The organism is Croceitalea sp. MTPC5 (genome assembly GCF_036985505.1).
Classification (GTDB): domain Bacteria; phylum Bacteroidota; class Bacteroidia; order Flavobacteriales; family Flavobacteriaceae; genus Croceitalea.
The window spans coordinates 1,037,119-1,053,597 of sequence record NZ_BTGQ01000001.1 but is presented as its reverse complement, the minus strand read 5'-3'; the positions used below and the strand labels follow the sequence as shown (position 1 = coordinate 1,053,597).

The following is a 16,479-nucleotide window of genomic DNA, read 5'->3' as shown; positions in this document are numbered from 1 at the left end:
ATGAAGACTATTTCCAAAATGGTATTGGGAAGCAGCTTGGTTGCCGCCCTTCTTCCCTTGATGTGCTGTTTTTTGCCTGCTCTGCTATCGGTCGGCGCGGGATTTGGTTTCTTGGGCTCAACTTTTGAATGGGTACATCCTGCCCAACCCTCTCTGACCATCTTTTCGGCCGGTGCCCTTGGGTTCGCCCATTTAAGGAATTTTCAAAATTCAAGAAAATGCAGTGGAGAGGAAACCTGCCAAAACGACAAAAGGAAACGCATTATCAACACTTGGTTTCTCTGGACATTTACCTTGCTGATTCTTGCTCTTATGATTTTAAACTACTGGTATGAACTTTAGAAAGTTATTCATTTTTTCGGTTTTTGCTTTGGTTCTTCTCACATCTGGTTGTGAAAGAACGAAAGAACAATGGCAGTTCGAACGGAAAATTATACTTCCCAAAGAAGCCCGCCCCTTGGCTTTGGCCAAGGACGAGGAGGCCATTTGGTTTTCAGATCCGGATTATTTCCGCTTGTATAAAATCGACCTGAATGGAAAGGTGTTGGATTCCATCACGGGGATACAACGGCCGATGAACATCCATATGGATAAGGAAACACTTTACATACCCGAATTCTTGACCGACACCATCTGGCAATATAAAAAAGGTAAAACCAGTCCGTTGAAAATCAACAAACGACCACAGGCCCCGGCGGGTGTTTCTGTATATGGGGATACCATTCTGGTAGCCGATTTCTATAACCATCGTATCATCGTTCAGACACCAAATTATAGCTATACTATTGGAAAGCAAGGCCATAATGAGGGCCAATTGTATTATCCAATAGATGTAAAACTAAAGGATGGTAAGGTATTCGTGGCCGATGCGTACAACCATCGGGTTCAGGTCTTTGATTTTGATGGAAACCACATCAAGACTATCGGCTTAAATGAAAAAATAAACGTGGCCTCCGGCATTGCTTTGAGCACTAATGAATTAGCCATCACCGACCAAGAAAATAACCGGATATTAATTTTTGATTATCAAGGAAAGTTGCTGCAAATATTAAAGGAAGCCATTTTCTATCCAACAGATATTCACTTTGACAAGGGAATGCTTTTCATCGCCAATTTCAAGAACAATTCAATATCCCTTTATGGTAGGTAATATCAATTGGATATTTTTATAAATGTTATCTTATACGTTCATACTCCGTAAATTCAAACGTAGTCCCACCAGTCTCGTTTTCATCCGATTCACTTCTGACAAGTAATTGTTGGGCATTTAATTGAATTACAATATGGTATTCACTTGTATTAGAATTAACATGGCTCAGTTTTCCTGATTCTTCGAGAGACCAAGTGCCAATTTCAGTGAAAGTTTTTGATATCTGGCTATGACAGGCAATTGCCCCGATTCCCCAGAAATAGCGGTTATCTTCTTGCTCGTCGCCCTTAACATATCTGATAATGTCATCTTTTCGGCAATTTTCGAATTGGGCAAACAAATCTTCCAAGGGCTCCAATATGCCCAATGAATCATTGGGTTGTCCTCTAAATTCTGCAATCCTTTTCCAATCTCCTGCTAAATTATTTTCGGTAAACAAAAGGTTGACTTGTTGTGAACTTTGGTCGTCTTTTTTGCAAGCCCACATAACCAACAAGGAAAGTGACAGTATGTAAATTGTTTGTTTTGTCATTACTCGATTGATATAAAGTTACATCTTATCCTACATTAGTACATCCATTTTAAAGAATTATAGTCAGATGGGGTTCAAAAGTTGTTTTAAATGGCCATCCGCTAAACAATTTCAAAATACAAATAAGATTCTCGTATTGGAATTTAGACCTGTTGGGTTGTCAAGGCCAAAAATGGCTATCCGATTAGCGATGTTGCTTTTACGTTTCCCGTCGTTTTCCTGAAATCTCAAGTATTTTGACCTGATAAACAATCGGATTTCCCCTTTCGTATAATTTGCTCGAAAATTCATTGATAAACTCAACCTCTCTCCGTTCTTTTCTACGGATAATGCTCTTCACGCCTTCGGTAAAAAGGTGTAACTTTTGTTTGGCAATGTTGCCCTCAAGTTCTTCGAATGTGCCGTGCACCATGGCCGATTCCCAATTGAACATCGATTGTATTTCTTCTACCTGTACGGTAACCGAGTTGTTATTTCGCATCGCATTGATTTTATGGCCATCCGAGGTATAGCTAATGATCGTATTGTCGGCAGGATCAAAATAATAGGTGATGGGAATCAAATAAGGCTTCCCTTGCCATAGATAGGCCAAGTGGCCGAGGTAATTGTTTCTGAGGACGCGCTCAATCGCACTAGTTGTTAAATCTGTCATTGCTATTGTTTTTGAATATTACTGATTGCTTATGTGTTTTTCAAAGTGTAGTTTCCACTTGTATTCCATCATCGATTATATATTTCCTTTTTTAAGTTGTTGTGCCTCATGATTTATCGCCTTGTCCGTACAGACAGATAAAGAGGCGAAACCATTTAACCACTTGCCAACATATTATAACCTATAATTTTTCAAAAACCTTAAATGCGGAAGAAAGGTTAGAAAAAGCATGGCTGTGCGTACCATTTGGTAAGAAATCCAATTACCCAACTTATTGAATATACCGGCTCTTTGTCTTAGACTCCCCTTTGTAATTTCGCTACACTGGCTTATAACCATTTCAAAGTCGGCCCGAAGAATTTTGGCAAAATTGACCGAGTGAACTTCTACGTTCATTTCAATACTGCCATAGCAACTAAGACTGTTCAGGTTAAATGAGCCTATGGTAGACCATTTGTTGTCAACCACCGCAGCTTTACCGTGTACTACGGAATTATTCCATTCAAAAATTCTCATATGATGGTCTAGAAAAGACGAGTACAAATGTTCGGTGGCCCTACGCACCAACGGCACATCGCTAATACCCGCTAAGATCACCGTTGTTTTTATTCCTCTTTTACACGTCTTTTTCAAAGCCTTTGCCAATCTGTTTCCAGGTAAAAAATACGAGCTCACAATTACTATTTCCTCTTTGGCATAAATGAATGCGTTCGTGTAGGCATCACAGACTTCCGTTTTTCGCTGCAGCCAGTCGTTTTGTAAAATTCCCACGAGTGCGCTACCGGCCGAATGTAACACGGGCGGTATTTTTTTTGAGCTTCCTTTTTTGAAAAAATAGTCGCTACACAGTTTTTGAAGATTTTCAGCTGCCGGGCAATTCAACTGAACGGCATAGTCCAACCAAGGTTCCGAAGCTGTGGTTCCGCGGTATTTATCGGCAATATTGATTCCGCCTATCAGTGCTATTTTTTCATCGGCGACCGCAATTTTATGGTGCATCCGCCTACCGATATAAAAATTGTTCAAGGAGAATAATGGCGAAAAAAAGCGAAGTAAAATACCATGCTGTACCAAATCCTGGGCAAAACTATTGGGTAATGCAGCGCTACCATACGCATCCAATAAGACATATACCTCTACTTTTCGTTGAGCGGCTTTCTTTAAACAGGCAGCTATACGGTTTCCTGTTTCATCGTTTTCAAAAATATAGGTCTGTAAATGGATTTCCTTTTCCGCCTTATCGATTAACTTTTCCAGCCTTAAAAAATAGTCTTCTCCCGAACGGACCAATTCAACATATTTTGAATTGTCTTTAGCATTTTGAAACGCTGTTTTAGTATGTTTTTCAATTTTCCATTTATAATCCATCGCTACCCTTTTTTATGTTGGTCGGCCAATAAGATCTGATTAACCTCTTTATCTTGTTGCTTCAAAAAATAAACCAATCCCATAGAAACCAAAACGGTTACTCCGGCAATGATGAAAGGATAATAAAACCCTCCCGCTATCAGCCAAGTCCCCAATACCGGACCCAAAATTTGACCGATACTGTTCGTAGAACTTTGAATGGATATATTCCTTCCCGTGTTTTCCTTGGATATCAAAGAAACTGCCGAAAGCAGGTTTGGTGTCACCATGGCTCCCCCGGCTGCGAAAATTATTATAGTAACATAAATGTATAGTTCAGCGCTCACAAAAGGGAAGACGATTAACGAAACACCCGATATCAATAACCCCAATGTTATTTGCTGTTTAGAGGTCAATATTTTTTCGCCATAGGTTGCGAATACGGGTTGCAAAACGGCCATCACGGAACCACAAAGCATAAAACCAATACCCACCTGATTGGTTGTAAAGGCCAACTCATCCTTCCCATAAATTGAAAACACGGTCTCAAACAGGGTAACCACGAACTGCATCACAAAGGATAAGAGCAACAAAATGATAAAATAGTTACTCAGGGAAAAACTGAATTTGACTGCCTCAGAAGCAATACGACTTTTTACTTCCGTATTCTTTAGCCATTTTATGATTATCAGCAATACCACAAAGCCCAAAAGAGCGGCCAAAATAAAGGGAACCGAAAAACGGTCTAGGTGGAACACTCCAAAAGAGTATGTATAGTGAAGGTTCGTTTGCGACAGAAATCCCCCCAGAACAGGGCCAAATATCACACCGGAACTGATAGCGACCCCGGACCAGGCCATTATTTTGGTCCTTCGCTTTTCTGAGGTAATATCACTTAAATAGGCATTACTGACGGGAATGACCGCTGACGTAAAGATGCCCCCTATGATACGGGCCATATAGAGCATCGACAGGGAAGTGGCAAGACCCGTTAGCAAGTTCATCACTACAAAACCTACAAGCCCCAATAGTATTATAGGTTTACGGCCGTATTTATCGGAAAGCTTGCCCCAGACGATAACGAACAAGAGCTGGAACAACGGATAAATACTGGTCAACATTCCTATATGGAAGTTGATAAGGTCCGTATCCAGATTGTCTTTTAGAGCCAGTCTTTCCGTGTAATAGGGCAGGGTAGGCAATAAAATACCGTACCCGAGCATTACCACAAATAAACTTAACAGAACTAAAAATATCCTGTTGAGTTTGTCCTTTCTATTCATTACTTTTTCCCGATTTTTCTTTTCAATAACTGGGCGTTAATGGCCACGATGATTGTACTCAAACTCATAAACACGGCACCGACTGCGGGACCCAGAACAAAGCCTGATGAGTACAATACACCTGCGGCCAGTGGTATGGCCACCACGTTATAGCCCGTAGCCCATATTAGGTTCTGAATCATTTTGTTGTACGTGGCCTTGCCGAACAAAATCAAATTGGCAATATCCTGTGGGTTACTGTTCACTAGAATAATGTCCGCAGTCTCCGCAGCAACATCGGTGCCGGAGCCCACAGCTATTCCAACGTTGGCTTGTGCCAATGCAGGTGCGTCATTGACCCCATCGCCCGTCATGGCCACAAACTCTCCTTTGCTTTCCAACTCTTTTACGATTTCCACTTTTTGATGGGGTAGTACCTCGGCATAATAGCCATCCAAACCTAATTTATCGCTAACGGCTTTTGCAGTTTTTTCATTGTCACCTGTGGCCATCAAAACTTTGATATTATTCTTTTTGAATATTTTGATAGCTTCCGCAGATTCTGGTCTTATTTCATCGGCAAGAGCAATGTATCCTGCTAGCTGTCCATCGATTAATACAAAAACAACAGTTTCAGCAGCGTCACTATAGGCATCTTCAGGTATAGTGATTTTTTCATCCCTTAAATAACCCGGACTTACTACTTTCACTTGCTTACCTTCCACATTGGCCTCTACACCTTTACCAGTAATGGCATTAAAGTTTTCTGGCTTCGGGATTGTAATATTATCTTCTTTGACCTTTTTTATAATTCCAACTGCAATAGGATGTTCCGAGCTCTGTTCCAAAGCACTTGAAAGCCTTAAGATTTCTTTTGTTGAATATTCTTGTTTAACCGATTCAACTCTTGTGACACCAAAATCACCTTTTGTCAATGTTCCGGTTTTATCAAACAATAAAGCTGATATTTTTCGGGATTCTTCAAAAGCTGTTCGATTCCTTATCAATAAGCCATTTTGGGCAGATACTGCGGTAGATATGGCCACTACCAGCGGAATGGCAAGTCCTAATGCGTGTGGGCAAGCGATAACCATAACCGTTACCATTCTCTCTAAGGCATATACAAAAGGGAAGCCTAAAATGAGCCAAACAGCTAATGTCCCAAAGCCAATCGCTAACGCAATGTAGGTTAACCATTTTGCGGCCCTATCAGAAAGGTTCTGCATTTTAGATTTGGTCTTTTGCGCTTCCTCAACCATTGTGATTACTTTGTTGAGATAACTGTCCTTTCCGGTATGTTCTACCTTAACCTTTAAGGTGCTATTGCCGTTTACTGAGCCACCAATTACTTTGTCGTTCTCATCTTTTTTCACGGGCTTGGATTCCCCTGTAAGCATTGATTCATTTAAGTAACTCGAACCATCTACTATAATCCCATCAGCAGGAACTTTTTCACCAGGCTTTACTAAAATCACATCGTCTTTTAATAAATCTTCCAAGGGAATATCTTCTATAGTATCACCCTTTACCCTGTGGGCTTCGGCGGGCATCATACTTACTAATAACTGTAAGGCTTTTGATGCACCTAGCACACTTTTCATTTCTATCCAATGGCCTAAAAGCATAATTGCGATTAGTGTTGAAAGTTCCCAGAAAAAATCTTCGCCTCTTAGTCCGAATACTGTGGCAGTACTATAAAAGTAGGCAACACTTATGGCCATGGAAATTAGGGTCATCATTCCAGGTGCACCCTTTTTGACCTCTGACCAAAAACCTTTTAAGAAAGGCCAACCTCCATAGAAATAGACGATGGTAGATAGTGCAAATAGGATATATGGGTTTCCTGGTAAAAGAAATTCATATCCGAAAAACTCCTGTATCATTGGCGAGAAGAACAATATGGGAATGGTTAGCACGAGCGTTACCCAAAACCGTTTTCGAAAATCGGCAATCATCATTTTGTGATGGTCGTGACCCATTTGACCGTGACCTGGATTATGACCTGAATGGTCGCCAGAACCGTGATCCATTTTACTATGATCCATCTTGCTATGGTCGTCGGATTTTGGATCTTCCTTTTTCGAGTGATCCATTTTTGAGTGGTTATCTTTGTTGTGATTCATTTTAGAATGGTCCATTTTAGAGTGATCCATTTTTTTGTTCTTGTGCTCTTCGTGATTGTCCATAGTATTCTATTTAAGGGTTATCGTAATTTTTTTCTCATTTCTTCCGAGATGTTCTCGGCATATACTCCGTAAGCATCTACCAAGATACCTTTAACTCCGTTTTTGGAAGATATGGCATATAATATGCTATTGTCATCGGTACTGCTCATGCCTTCAAAACGGTGCAGTTCATCCACTTCAAATTCTTCGGGATACATTTCCAATTCCAATGAAGCACATTTTATACAATCGGGCTCCAAATTAAAATCATAGGTATATCCCCTGATCTGTAAATCATTGATTGCTTCTGAAAGGGTGTCGTAGTTTCTCATCATTTATTATTTGTATGTCATCGTAAAATAGCTTCCGTCCTTTTCAGTAAATTTCTGGAATGATAACAAGTTTTTACTTGTTAGTTTTTCACTTGCGACATAGTCCAACTGCCTAATTCGTATTCCAATGGCGTAGGCCTTGATATTGATTCTGGATTTAATTGTTTTTCCATTTCCATTGGATTCCAACACCCGGTCATAAATTTTTATTTTGCTGTTAGAACCAAAGAAATTCAACAATCCGGAGTCGAAACTCATTTCGAGTTCAACACTTTCCAAGTTCGACAGATCATAAAGTTCCTTGAAATTTTCAGAGGTCGTACTGATTTCGGTTTCCTTGGATTTTGGGTTCGAAAACGGAAAGGCCATCACCATTATACTGGCTTCATCGGGCTTACAGCGATAAGTCGTGGTGTATTTGTCAGTAGATTTTTTGTCCTTGTCAAACAGTTCGGCAACCACCTCAACTTCATAATATCCATCGACTTCTTTTAGCTTTCCTGCTATAAAGGTCTGCTTGTTCAGAAAGTCTCCATTTTTATTAAAATTTTCCCGTACCACCCATCTATCGGACAATTGTCCGATCAACATTTTATCTTGTGGGTATGCGGAAAAAATCATAAAAACGTATACTATTAAGTACAATCCTATTTTCATATGTGGTGCATCAATTCTTTTACTTCCTTGGCGATTACATCGCTCAAATCAATTTTATTTGACTGGTGTGGAATCGTGTTGCAGGTAATGATATCCTCAACATGAGTATCCCATAGATCTTGATAGGCATTTCCTGAAAATACGGCATGAATGCCAATGCATATTGCAGGTTTCATTCCCGCACTTTTCAAATGATCCGTAGTTTCTATCATGGTTCGGGCCGTAGAAATGATGTCGTCTACTAAAACTGGCGTCGCTTCCTTATATTTATCTACATCTGGAACGGAAACTTCAACATCGCGGTCGCCATGGCGGACCTTTTGTAACACCGTGAAGGGTACTCCCGCTTTTTTTGCCACATCGGAAACCCATTGCTCGCTCTCGGAATCGGGTCCGATGAGTACCGGATTATGAATGTTTTCCTTGATGTATTTGGAGATTTCGTCAGCAGCATGGATGACCCTGTTCGGAATGTTATATACTTCGCCCAACGAATGTATTCTATGCAAATGGGGATCAATGGTGGTGATGCTATCGGCAAAACCCGAAATCAATTTCCCGAAGAAGCTAGAGGTGACGCCTTCCCCTTCATTAAAGACCTTGTCCTGTCGCATATAGGCCAAATAGGGGGCCACCAAGCACGTACACATCGCGCCTAAAGATTTTGCGGTGTGGCTTAAAAAATACAACGGCAATAGTTTTTCATCGGGTTCATGCAAGGTGCAGACCATGACCACACATTTGTCTTTTACATCGGAAAGGATACGCGTGTAGGATTCCCCGTCCGGAAATTTGCGTATGGTACATTCCCCGATTTCCGCTTTCATTTTTTCAGCCAATAATTCGGTGAGCTCCTGATTTCCGGGAAGACTGAACAATATTGTTTTCATAAGTTTCTTCGTTTATAATTGTTATTTTTTGCTTTTCCATATACCTTTTCAGTTCACCCCAATCACATATTTCTTCTATGTGCTTTAACCCGTTCAAAGTTCTATTGGTATAGAGCAAATCGGCGATAAATGAGGTGACCGAGGCCGTGGCCAATGCCTCATTACGGCCAGATGCCAAATATTTCAGCGTCAAGGGATTTTGCTTTTTATCAGTGCCTTTGATCTCTACTTGCAGTGCATATTGATTAGACCCCAGACCCATGAGGTCGAGTACCTTTTTCAAACGCCTTGGGTCTATTTGTTCGCACCATTTCAAGATCCCCATTTTTTGAAGTAGGAAAAACAGTTTGCTAACCATTCGGGAATCAAACCCAATTCGGGTATCCATCGCTTTGGTTTCTATGAAAAGTGGTATGATGTGATGGTCTGAAAAATCGAACAGGTAAAAAGTCCGCTTTTTGTCTTCGTTAAGCAAAAATGTGGACTTTGGATGGGTAAAACCTTTGACGCGAACCTTGCCTGTTTTTGCTTTGATTTCAAAGGTGCTACCTGCCTTTTTTAACATCCAACGGATGGAATCTATTCCATGCGACTCACCAAGCCCAAGCATGATGTAGTTGTGTATTTCTTCAACCCTATCGAAAGTTCTGGCTCCGTTGTACGCCAGGACATTGGATAGACCAGGTATCAGACCTACACTGGGTACAACCAGACTGTATGAATTGTTGATGTAATCTGCAATTTCGAAAAACCGTCTATGGCTCTCATAGGAAGCGCCGACCTCGGTGTAATTGATATCGAGGTTGATACAGTCAAGCAAAAAGGAAATGTTATCGGTTTCCAAGCAATTGATAACGGTATGTAGTTCTTCAAAGTTGACTTCCCGAAAGTCTTCTTTCTCTATGTCCATATAAATGGCACGTGCAGCAAGTCTATGCTCACCTATAAGCGCTTCAGCTTTGGTCTTGTTTCTACCGGCTATGATGATTTTTGATGGGTATCGCTTGGCCAATTGCGCCGAAACCAAAGAGCCAACGGTACCATATCCGCCGATTATCAGTATTTTATCCCTCGCTTTCATTTGTTATTCAATTTCAATAATGTCTTCTTGGTTATCATAGTATTCCAGGGCATAGTTTAATTCCCCTTCGGATTCAGCGTAAAGGATATAGAGCAATTCCCCTTTTTCCACTTCTTGGTTCAAACGAATGTTTATTGAGATACCCGCTGTTTTTGATTGGGGTGCCCCCGATAGTTTCGCGAGTTTTGCAATCTTTCTATTATTGATACTCTTTATTGTGCCACATTTGGGAGCATGCATCTCGAAATGATATGGGGCCACGATGGGATGTGAGTACCTTCCTTGCGCTGTGCAAATGGCCATGAACTTCTTATGGGCTTTTCCAGAATCCAAAATCTCCTTGGCAACACTTTTGCCCATTCCCTGTGCCACTTTCCCGGATAATTCGAATAATTCTCCAGCCAATGCTAGGGAACGTTCCCTGAGGTCTTTAGGGGCTTTTTCTTCGTTTTTCAGAACACTTATGACATCTACTGCTTCCAGGTTGGGACCGATGCCCCTGCCCACGGGTTGTGTACCATCTGTAATCACGACTTTTACCTTTAAACCAATGGCCTCGCCCACCACTTCCATAAATTCCTTTAATTGGAGTGCAGCCTCCTCGTTACGTACTTTGGCCGTTTTGCCTACCGGAATATCAATGACCACATGGGTGGCCCCCGCTGCAGCCTTTTTTGAAAGGACCGATGCTATAAGTTGCCCTTCGCTATCAATATCCAGGGCCTTTTCGACCTTGATCAATATATCGTCTGCAGGGCTCAGTTCAGCCGTACCGCCCCAAACAAAGCACCCGCCTTCCTGTTCGACCACTTTTTTGATTTCTTCAGGGGATAGGGTCACATTGGTGAGTACTTCCATGGTGTCGGCCGTACCGGCCGGGGAGGTGATGGCCCGGGATGAGGTTTTGGGCATGGTAAACCCATACGCAGCTACAATTGACACCACAATGGGTGTAGTTCTATTACCCGGCAAACCCCCAATACAGTGTTTGTCAACCACGATGTCCTTGTTCCAGTCCAACTGTTTCCCAGAGCTTATCATTGCCTTTGTCAACGATATGATTTCGTCGATGTCCATTCGGTTTCCTGCACAGGCCGTTATAAAAGCCGAAAGGTGAATGTTCGAGTAGTCGCCCTCTATGATGTCGGTGATAATATTTTTGTAGGCTTGATAATCCAATTTTTGATTATAGATTTTTGCCCTCACTAGACCCAATGATTCGATGGGTTCAAGATGTGATACACACAAAGTCTCGCCTTCGGTAACCTTCAGTTTGTCAGCCGCTGTTTCCGATAGGGCGATTTCTCCTGGTTGGAGTATTTCAGAGGACACCACATGGAGACTGCCCACGATTGAAGAACGCAAAGTGGAAATACGGATGCGGGTGAGGGCCTCAAAACCCTCCGAGATACAGACATGGCAGTCTTTTCTCATGTAGGCCACATTCTCGTTTTGTGTGTAGATCCCAAGATGTTTGTATTTGAGTATGTTCGATTTATCATTCATTTTACAGTTTGTATTTGCTTAATATTCTTTTTCCTTTTTCGGTAAAGCAGAACCATCCGACTATGGCACCACCAATTGTGGCCATTACAATACCACTGATGAAAAACAGCAAAGGCGTTTCATTGCTGCCAAAATAATTGAAGTGCATATCCAGAGAATAGCAGAGGTAATTACAGAAAAGTCCCAATACTATAGCTGAAAGTTCTGCACAGAAGATAACCGCAAAGGCCCCTGTCCATCTCCCTACGACCACCAGGGCAATGATTGCTCCTATGGCCGCCCCCATACCCAAACCACAAAAAACAATGGCCCATAAAAATTTATGCAGAAGATTTCCCTCAGGATACAGTACTATACCCCATACTACCAATATGACGGCCTCTCCCAAGATGGATAACAAAATTGATAGCTTCAAGGGTCGAAGCACATCTTCTGCCGTTATCTCAGGGGCTTTCTTCACTGTACTATTTTTATGATTCGTTCCTTTCATGGTATTGGGATTTATTATTTTGATATTTATACCAACGTATGGCCAATAACAGGCCAATGGCGAGCACCACATCGAATCCTAGGCAAAACATGGCCCACCAATCGGGAGCCTCTGTAGTATATGGTATCGCACTATGTAAGAGGTCATAGATCCCATGCAGGGCCAGACCCGCAGCCACGATGATTAAACTTCTCTTATGGCCGATAAAGGCCAGAACGGAAAAAATCAATGCTATTCCAACCTCAAGCAATATGGCCGTATTCACAGCATATTGAAATGCGAAAAGCACATAATAGAGGGCAATCACAATCAACAGTAGTGGGTAGAAACCCCTGTCTCTTGAAAAACCTGTAACCTTTGCTAAGATTACGGTGGCAAAACCCAATATGATTCCTATGGCCAACTCCATGGGTGTGTTTATCAATTATTTATTGTTCTGATCATGTACAGCTCGGGAATCTCGGCATCCCAGCTATATTCTTCCTTAATTCCTTCCTTTAATGCCATGGCACTTTCCGACTCGCCGTGTGTGATAAAAATGTGTTCGGGCTTTGATTCTAAATCCTTCAACCAATCCAAAAGTTCGTTATGATCGGCATGGGCAGAAAGCCCTTCGATTTCCACAACTTCCATTTTAAAAGGCACTTCTTTTCCATATACTTTAAGCTCTCTTTCGCCTTCCAACAGTTTTCTTCCACGGGTACCCTCAGCCTGGTAGCCTACAAACAACAATGTATTGTTTGGATTCTGGGCCTGTGTCTCCAAATAATTCAGCATGCGCCCTCCGGTGAGCATCCCACTGCCTGCTATCACAATTTTCGGCTTGCCATCGTCCTGCAGTTGCATGGTTTCGTAAAAACTACTGACAATGGTGAAATGCGAACACATGGCATCGCATTCTTCTTTGTTCAGCCTGTGCCAGTCCCTGGTTTTGTGGAAGAGTTCCAAAACATCTACACCCATTGGGCTGTCCATCACCATACCTACCTTTGGTATCCTTTCCTCCTTTAAAAGCCGATAGAGTATCAACATCATCAATTGGGCACGTTCAACGGAGAAACTTGGAATGAACAGGCTACCACCCCTTTGCAACGTTTTGGTGGCCAAGGCCGCTATCTTTGGCATTGCCTCTTCTTCCTCAGGATGGGTGCGGCCACCGTAGGTAGATTCTATAAAAAGGATATTAGCCTTTTTGGGTCTTATGGGCGGGTATAACAACAAATCGTTGACTCTTCCAATGTCACCCGAGAAGACAAAACGCTTGTCCATCACATCCAGTTCAATAGTTGTCGCCCCCAGGATATGCCCACTGTATTGAAACTTGGCTCTGATACCCTTAACAATGGGCAACCATTGGGAAGGTGGTAGGCCTTTGAAATAGGGCAGGGTCTTCTCCACATCTTTTAGGTTGTAAAGGGGCAGTGCAGGACGATGTTTGGAGTAGCCCTCTTTATTTGCTCTTTCTGCTTCTTGCTCCTGTATCTTGGCACTGTCGTTAAGGATGATCTCGGCAATGTCTAAAGTGGGATAGGTGCCGTAAATGGGACCCCTGAACCCTTGTTTTACCAAAAGTGGCATATAACCGGTATGGTCCATGTGGCCATGGGTAAGTAGTACGGCATCGATTTCCGATACTTGTATAGGGAGATATTCCCAATTCTTCAACCGTAATTCTTTTAATCCCTGAAAAAGGCCACAATCAATCAAGATTTTGCGTTCACCGGTATCCAAAAGGTATTTCGATCCGGTTACCGTTCCCGCCGCCCCCAAAAAGTGGATGTTGATAATATTGTCTTTCATTGATTCTATCTTTAGATTGTAGCGCAAGCTCCTTGTGAATGCCCTAATTTTCCTGGCCTGTTAAATGGATCAGTACCTTCCTAAACTCTTAATGCCCTCCACAGCATGAAGGCATGCCTCCTTTGTTTTGGTCCGTTTCGCACAATGCGGCAATTTCCTTATACAGACCGTGAAAGTCTTTTTTAATGAGAGCCGCCATATTCTTGGCAGATTTCGGGTCGGTGCTTACCATCTCCAATAGTATTTCAAAAGCTTCTTCAAGTAATTTGGAATCATCCTCCAATGCTTGGTAAAATGGCTCCAGTTCGATGTTGTTCTGTTTTTGTAATGCTTCTGTTTTCATCTGTGTTCTTTTTTAGGATTAATTAATGTTTATTGGTTTAATGTGCTGTGCACAATTTTTCTGAATCTTCGAGAATTTTTTTTTGTCGTTGCTTGGTGATACCTATTTGCTCCAATAGTGATGGGTTTTCGTTAATATTCTTGCAGAGCACAATGCCTTTATCCAATAATTTGGATTTCTCGGCCTTTGTCAATGTTGTTAAAGAGGTTAAGGGATGTAGGCCGGATTTGTCTATGCGTTCTTTCAGACCGTTCCCATTCGGATAATCCCAACTTGTAAGCATCAGCCCAACACAGGTGCCATATTGTATAGCATCGGTGGTAAAACGGGTATTGGTATAAACACCCCCTTTATGAAACTTTGTTTTATGGCCTTCCTGTTTTTCCCATTGTTTTTCCACATCCAAAAATCTTGAATGGATATAGAGTGGAATTTTCACATTACAAAACCTGCCCTGATCACTATGGTATTTACATTCGATCATATAATGCTTGTTGTCTTTTTCAGCTATCACATCCACTTCGTGCTGTACACAATTGCCTTGAACGATTACCCCGACTTTTGTATCAAAACCTTCTTGACTCAATATGGCCCCAACAAATTTTTCAAATGGATAGCCCGAAGGCCCCAATTCCATAAGGGCTTTTTTGAGTTTGTATTTGGAGGCACTTACCCTTGATCTTCTCTTTAGAATTTTAAAGGCCATTTGATATATCTTTTTGGTGGTCATTCCATCGTAAACTGCTTTTTCAATATCTTGAACTATCTCTTCGACCAACAATTTATCCGCACCGGCCCGTTCTAATGAACGTATCACTTTTTCTATTTGAAAAGGTGCTTTCTCCCCGCTAGCTTTAATAATATTTATCTTATTCATTGATGTGTATTTTTTTAATATTGGCCAAAGCAAAGACGATAAGGAAAAAACTTAAAAATATTTCAAGCATAACAACGAATCTGGCCACGTCAGAAGTTGGGATAATATCGCCATAGCCCACGGTTGAAAAAGTAATCACACTGAAATAGAAAAAGTGGTATAGATTATATATGTACGAATTTGAATAATCAGGTACACCTTCAAAAGTGGTATGGCTGAATTGGTAAAGACAGGCATAATCGGTTGCAAAGGAGAAAATACTTATGATAATTATCAATCCGAAAACCCAAAGCAATCGTTCCAGGGAGTGACAGATCTTTATCAATTTTGATAATCTTTTCAAGGTGGTAACCGTTATTACGATGGTTTTACCTAAAGCTGCCACTATAATGATAATATGAAATGGTAAAACCGGATGATCTATCATTGACATTAAAACAACATACAGGATGCCTATTCCCAAAATGGTAACCAGGGGCAATACCGTTCTGCCCAACAATAGTTTGTAAAAGGGTTTTTCTCGTATTTGATTTAAGTTATCCGACATGGTGTTATAATATTTTCAAATTTTGATTGTCATTATCGGAAGTGCGGAATGATTGGCTACACCCTCGGCGATACTCTTGGAGAACAAGCTCAAAAAGCCTGTGTGGCCATGTGTACACATGGCGATCAGGTCACCTTTGTTGTGTTTCAAATATGTGTTGATGCCCGTTTCAACTTGGTTCTCGTTATACACATTCATAGAGAAATTCTTGAGTTCGGGAAAACCCTCTAAAAATTTTCGTATGGGGTCTAGGCCGAGGGCAATACTGTTACGGTCCGATTCTGTGTTGATGCGCAAAAGGTGAATTTTTGCATTGCATCTTTCTGCGATAGAGAGCACTTCCCTAAAGGCATCGCTGACATCTTCCAAAAAATCTGAGACAAAGACGATATCCTTGAAAGGAAACCTCACATCATCTTCTTTTACCACAATGACCGGTACATCGGATTTTCTTACCAAACGCTCTACGTTACTTCCAAGAAGTTCACGAACTATGCCCTTGGTGCCACTGCTTCCTGTAATAACAAAGTCGTGGTCATAATGACCCGAATGTTTCAGAATGTTGTCTTGATCTACATGAAATTGTAAAAAGGTCAGGCATTTTAGATTTTCTTTTTCGGCCTTTTTTTCCAGTTCACGTAACGAAGCTTTCGCTTTTCCAATTTTTTTTAGGGTTTCTGGATACCGTTTTTCCTTTTGCTTATCTAATTTGACCCAATCGACAGGGGTCTGTAACAAATGGAAAAAATGGATTTCGGCATCATAAAGTTTAGCCATTTCAATGCCCAAATCGGCGGCTTTGTCGCAGTTCTCGGAAAAATCTGTGGGTACCAATATGTTTTTCATCC

The 16,479-nt window shown here is 41.4% G+C and carries 19 protein-coding genes; 2 read left to right on the top strand and 17 right to left on the bottom strand.

What is annotated here, in order from left to right; all coding sequences use genetic code 11:
• Together AACM45_RS04875 and AACM45_RS04870 are read left to right on the top strand one after the other, a co-directional pair.
• Positions 1-342 carry a hypothetical protein gene (locus AACM45_RS04875; RefSeq protein ID WP_339141119.1) on the top strand — a complete coding sequence of 114 codons (342 nt, stop codon included), beginning with the start codon at positions 1-3 and terminating at the stop codon, positions 340-342.
• Positions 332-1,150: an NHL repeat-containing protein gene (locus tag AACM45_RS04870; protein WP_121848256.1), complete on the top strand. Its 819-nt coding sequence runs from the start codon at positions 332-334 to the stop codon at positions 1,148-1,150. The genes AACM45_RS04875 and AACM45_RS04870 overlap by 11 nt, the downstream gene beginning before the upstream one ends.
• A 25-nt stretch (positions 1,151-1,175) precedes the next feature.
• Here the strand turns inward: AACM45_RS04870 and AACM45_RS04865 are convergent, their stop codons facing one another.
• From AACM45_RS04865 to AACM45_RS04785, 17 genes are all read right to left on the bottom strand, one after another.
• Entirely contained in the window at positions 1,176-1,682 is a 507-nt protein-coding gene (locus AACM45_RS04865; RefSeq protein WP_339141118.1) for a hypothetical protein, read from the bottom strand.
• A gap of 199 nt (positions 1,683-1,881) precedes the next feature.
• Positions 1,882-2,334, bottom strand: coding sequence for a pyridoxamine 5'-phosphate oxidase family protein (locus AACM45_RS04860; protein ID WP_067035861.1), 453 nt, complete (start codon positions 2,332-2,334; stop codon positions 1,882-1,884).
• Positions 2,335-2,508: 174 nt separating this feature from the next.
• Entirely contained in the window at positions 2,509-3,702 is a 1,194-nt protein-coding gene (locus AACM45_RS04855) for a phospholipase D-like domain-containing protein (RefSeq protein ID WP_339141117.1), read from the bottom strand.
• Positions 3,703-3,704: 2 nt separating this feature from the next.
• Positions 3,705-4,964 carry an MFS transporter gene (locus AACM45_RS04850; protein WP_339141116.1) on the bottom strand — a complete coding sequence of 420 codons (1,260 nt, stop codon included), beginning with the start codon at positions 4,962-4,964 and terminating at the stop codon, positions 3,705-3,707.
• Complete coding sequence (locus AACM45_RS04845) at positions 4,964-7,129, bottom strand: copper-translocating P-type ATPase (protein WP_339141115.1); 2,166 nt, start codon at positions 7,127-7,129, stop codon at positions 4,964-4,966. Before AACM45_RS04845 ends, AACM45_RS04850 begins: the two co-directional genes overlap by 1 nt.
• A 17-nt stretch (positions 7,130-7,146) precedes the next feature.
• Positions 7,147-7,440, bottom strand: a complete 294-nt coding sequence (locus AACM45_RS04840) for a phosphoribosylpyrophosphate synthetase (RefSeq protein ID WP_339141187.1) — start codon at positions 7,438-7,440, stop codon at positions 7,147-7,149.
• A 6-nt stretch (positions 7,441-7,446) separates the two neighbouring features.
• Positions 7,447-8,061: a hypothetical protein gene (locus AACM45_RS04835; protein WP_339141114.1), complete on the bottom strand. Its 615-nt coding sequence runs from the start codon at positions 8,059-8,061 to the stop codon at positions 7,447-7,449.
• Positions 8,062-8,093: 32 nt separating this feature from the next.
• A complete protein-coding gene (locus AACM45_RS04830) occupies positions 8,094-8,987 on the bottom strand; it encodes a ribose-phosphate pyrophosphokinase (protein WP_339141113.1) in 894 nt (297 codons plus the stop codon).
• A complete protein-coding gene (locus AACM45_RS04825; protein WP_339141111.1) occupies positions 8,929-10,068 on the bottom strand; it encodes a saccharopine dehydrogenase NADP-binding domain-containing protein in 1,140 nt (379 codons plus the stop codon). The genes AACM45_RS04830 and AACM45_RS04825 overlap by 59 nt, the downstream gene beginning before the upstream one ends.
• A gap of 3 nt (positions 10,069-10,071) precedes the next feature.
• On the bottom strand, positions 10,072-11,574 hold the full coding sequence (locus AACM45_RS04820) for a thymidine phosphorylase family protein (protein ID WP_339141109.1): 1,503 nt from the start codon (positions 11,572-11,574) through the stop codon (positions 10,072-10,074).
• Between the two features lies 1 nt (position 11,575).
• Entirely contained in the window at positions 11,576-12,064 is a 489-nt protein-coding gene (locus AACM45_RS04815) for a hypothetical protein (protein ID WP_339141108.1), read from the bottom strand.
• Positions 12,045-12,488 carry a hypothetical protein gene (locus AACM45_RS04810; protein ID WP_339141107.1) on the bottom strand — a complete coding sequence of 148 codons (444 nt, stop codon included), beginning with the start codon at positions 12,486-12,488 and terminating at the stop codon, positions 12,045-12,047. The genes AACM45_RS04815 and AACM45_RS04810 overlap by 20 nt, the downstream gene beginning before the upstream one ends.
• Positions 12,485-13,864 carry an MBL fold metallo-hydrolase gene (locus AACM45_RS04805; RefSeq protein WP_339141105.1) on the bottom strand — a complete coding sequence of 460 codons (1,380 nt, stop codon included), beginning with the start codon at positions 13,862-13,864 and terminating at the stop codon, positions 12,485-12,487. The genes AACM45_RS04810 and AACM45_RS04805 overlap by 4 nt, the downstream gene beginning before the upstream one ends.
• 88 nt (positions 13,865-13,952) lie before the next feature.
• Positions 13,953-14,207, bottom strand: coding sequence for a hypothetical protein (locus AACM45_RS04800; RefSeq protein WP_339141104.1), 255 nt, complete (start codon positions 14,205-14,207; stop codon positions 13,953-13,955).
• Positions 14,208-14,244: 37 nt separating this feature from the next.
• A complete protein-coding gene (locus AACM45_RS04795) occupies positions 14,245-15,084 on the bottom strand; it encodes an ATP cone domain-containing protein (RefSeq protein ID WP_339141103.1) in 840 nt (279 codons plus the stop codon).
• Positions 15,077-15,631 (bottom strand): ion channel, encoded by a 555-nt coding sequence (locus AACM45_RS04790; RefSeq protein ID WP_286941381.1) that lies wholly within the window; start codon positions 15,629-15,631, stop codon positions 15,077-15,079. The genes AACM45_RS04795 and AACM45_RS04790 overlap by 8 nt, the downstream gene beginning before the upstream one ends.
• Before the next feature lie 15 nt (positions 15,632-15,646).
• On the bottom strand, positions 15,647-16,477 hold the full coding sequence (locus tag AACM45_RS04785) for a universal stress protein (protein WP_339141100.1): 831 nt from the start codon (positions 16,475-16,477) through the stop codon (positions 15,647-15,649).
• Positions 16,478-16,479: the final 2 nt, after the last annotated feature.

Excerpts from the sequence above, each read along its gene's own strand:
- AACM45_RS04850 (WP_339141116.1), bottom strand. The coding sequence starts at position 4,964 with ATGAATAGAAAGGACAAACTCAACAGGATATTTTTAGTTCTGTTAAGT.
- AACM45_RS04825 (WP_339141111.1), bottom strand. The coding sequence starts at position 10,068 with ATGAAAGCGAGGGATAAAATACTGATAATCGGCGGATATGGTACCGTT.
- AACM45_RS04790 (WP_286941381.1), bottom strand. The coding sequence starts at position 15,631 with ATGTCGGATAACTTAAATCAAATACGAGAAAAACCCTTTTACAAACTA.
- AACM45_RS04835 (WP_339141114.1), bottom strand. The coding sequence starts at position 8,061 with ATGATTTTTTCCGCATACCCACAAGATAAAATGTTGATCGGACAATTG.
- AACM45_RS04860 (WP_067035861.1), bottom strand. The coding sequence starts at position 2,334 with ATGACAGATTTAACAACTAGTGCGATTGAGCGCGTCCTCAGAAACAAT.
- AACM45_RS04855 (WP_339141117.1), bottom strand. The coding sequence starts at position 3,702 with ATGGATTATAAATGGAAAATTGAAAAACATACTAAAACAGCGTTTCAA.
- AACM45_RS04820 (WP_339141109.1), bottom strand. The coding sequence starts at position 11,574 with ATGAATGATAAATCGAACATACTCAAATACAAACATCTTGGGATCTAC.
- AACM45_RS04840 (WP_339141187.1), bottom strand. The coding sequence starts at position 7,440 with ATGAGAAACTACGACACCCTTTCAGAAGCAATCAATGATTTACAGATC.
- AACM45_RS04875 (WP_339141119.1), top strand. The coding sequence starts at position 1 with ATGAAGACTATTTCCAAAATGGTATTGGGAAGCAGCTTGGTTGCCGCC.
- AACM45_RS04800 (WP_339141104.1), bottom strand. The coding sequence starts at position 14,207 with ATGAAAACAGAAGCATTACAAAAACAGAACAACATCGAACTGGAGCCA.
- AACM45_RS04845 (WP_339141115.1), bottom strand. The coding sequence starts at position 7,129 with ATGGACAATCACGAAGAGCACAAGAACAAAAAAATGGATCACTCTAAA.
- AACM45_RS04795 (WP_339141103.1), bottom strand. The coding sequence starts at position 15,084 with ATGAATAAGATAAATATTATTAAAGCTAGCGGGGAGAAAGCACCTTTT.
- AACM45_RS04865 (WP_339141118.1), bottom strand. The coding sequence starts at position 1,682 with ATGACAAAACAAACAATTTACATACTGTCACTTTCCTTGTTGGTTATG.
- AACM45_RS04785 (WP_339141100.1), bottom strand. The coding sequence starts at position 16,477 with ATGAAAAACATATTGGTACCCACAGATTTTTCCGAGAACTGCGACAAA.
- AACM45_RS04805 (WP_339141105.1), bottom strand. The coding sequence starts at position 13,864 with ATGAAAGACAATATTATCAACATCCACTTTTTGGGGGCGGCGGGAACG.
- AACM45_RS04830 (WP_339141113.1), bottom strand. The coding sequence starts at position 8,987 with ATGAAAACAATATTGTTCAGTCTTCCCGGAAATCAGGAGCTCACCGAA.
- AACM45_RS04815 (WP_339141108.1), bottom strand. The coding sequence starts at position 12,064 with ATGAAAGGAACGAATCATAAAAATAGTACAGTGAAGAAAGCCCCTGAG.
- AACM45_RS04870 (WP_121848256.1), top strand. The coding sequence starts at position 332 with ATGAACTTTAGAAAGTTATTCATTTTTTCGGTTTTTGCTTTGGTTCTT.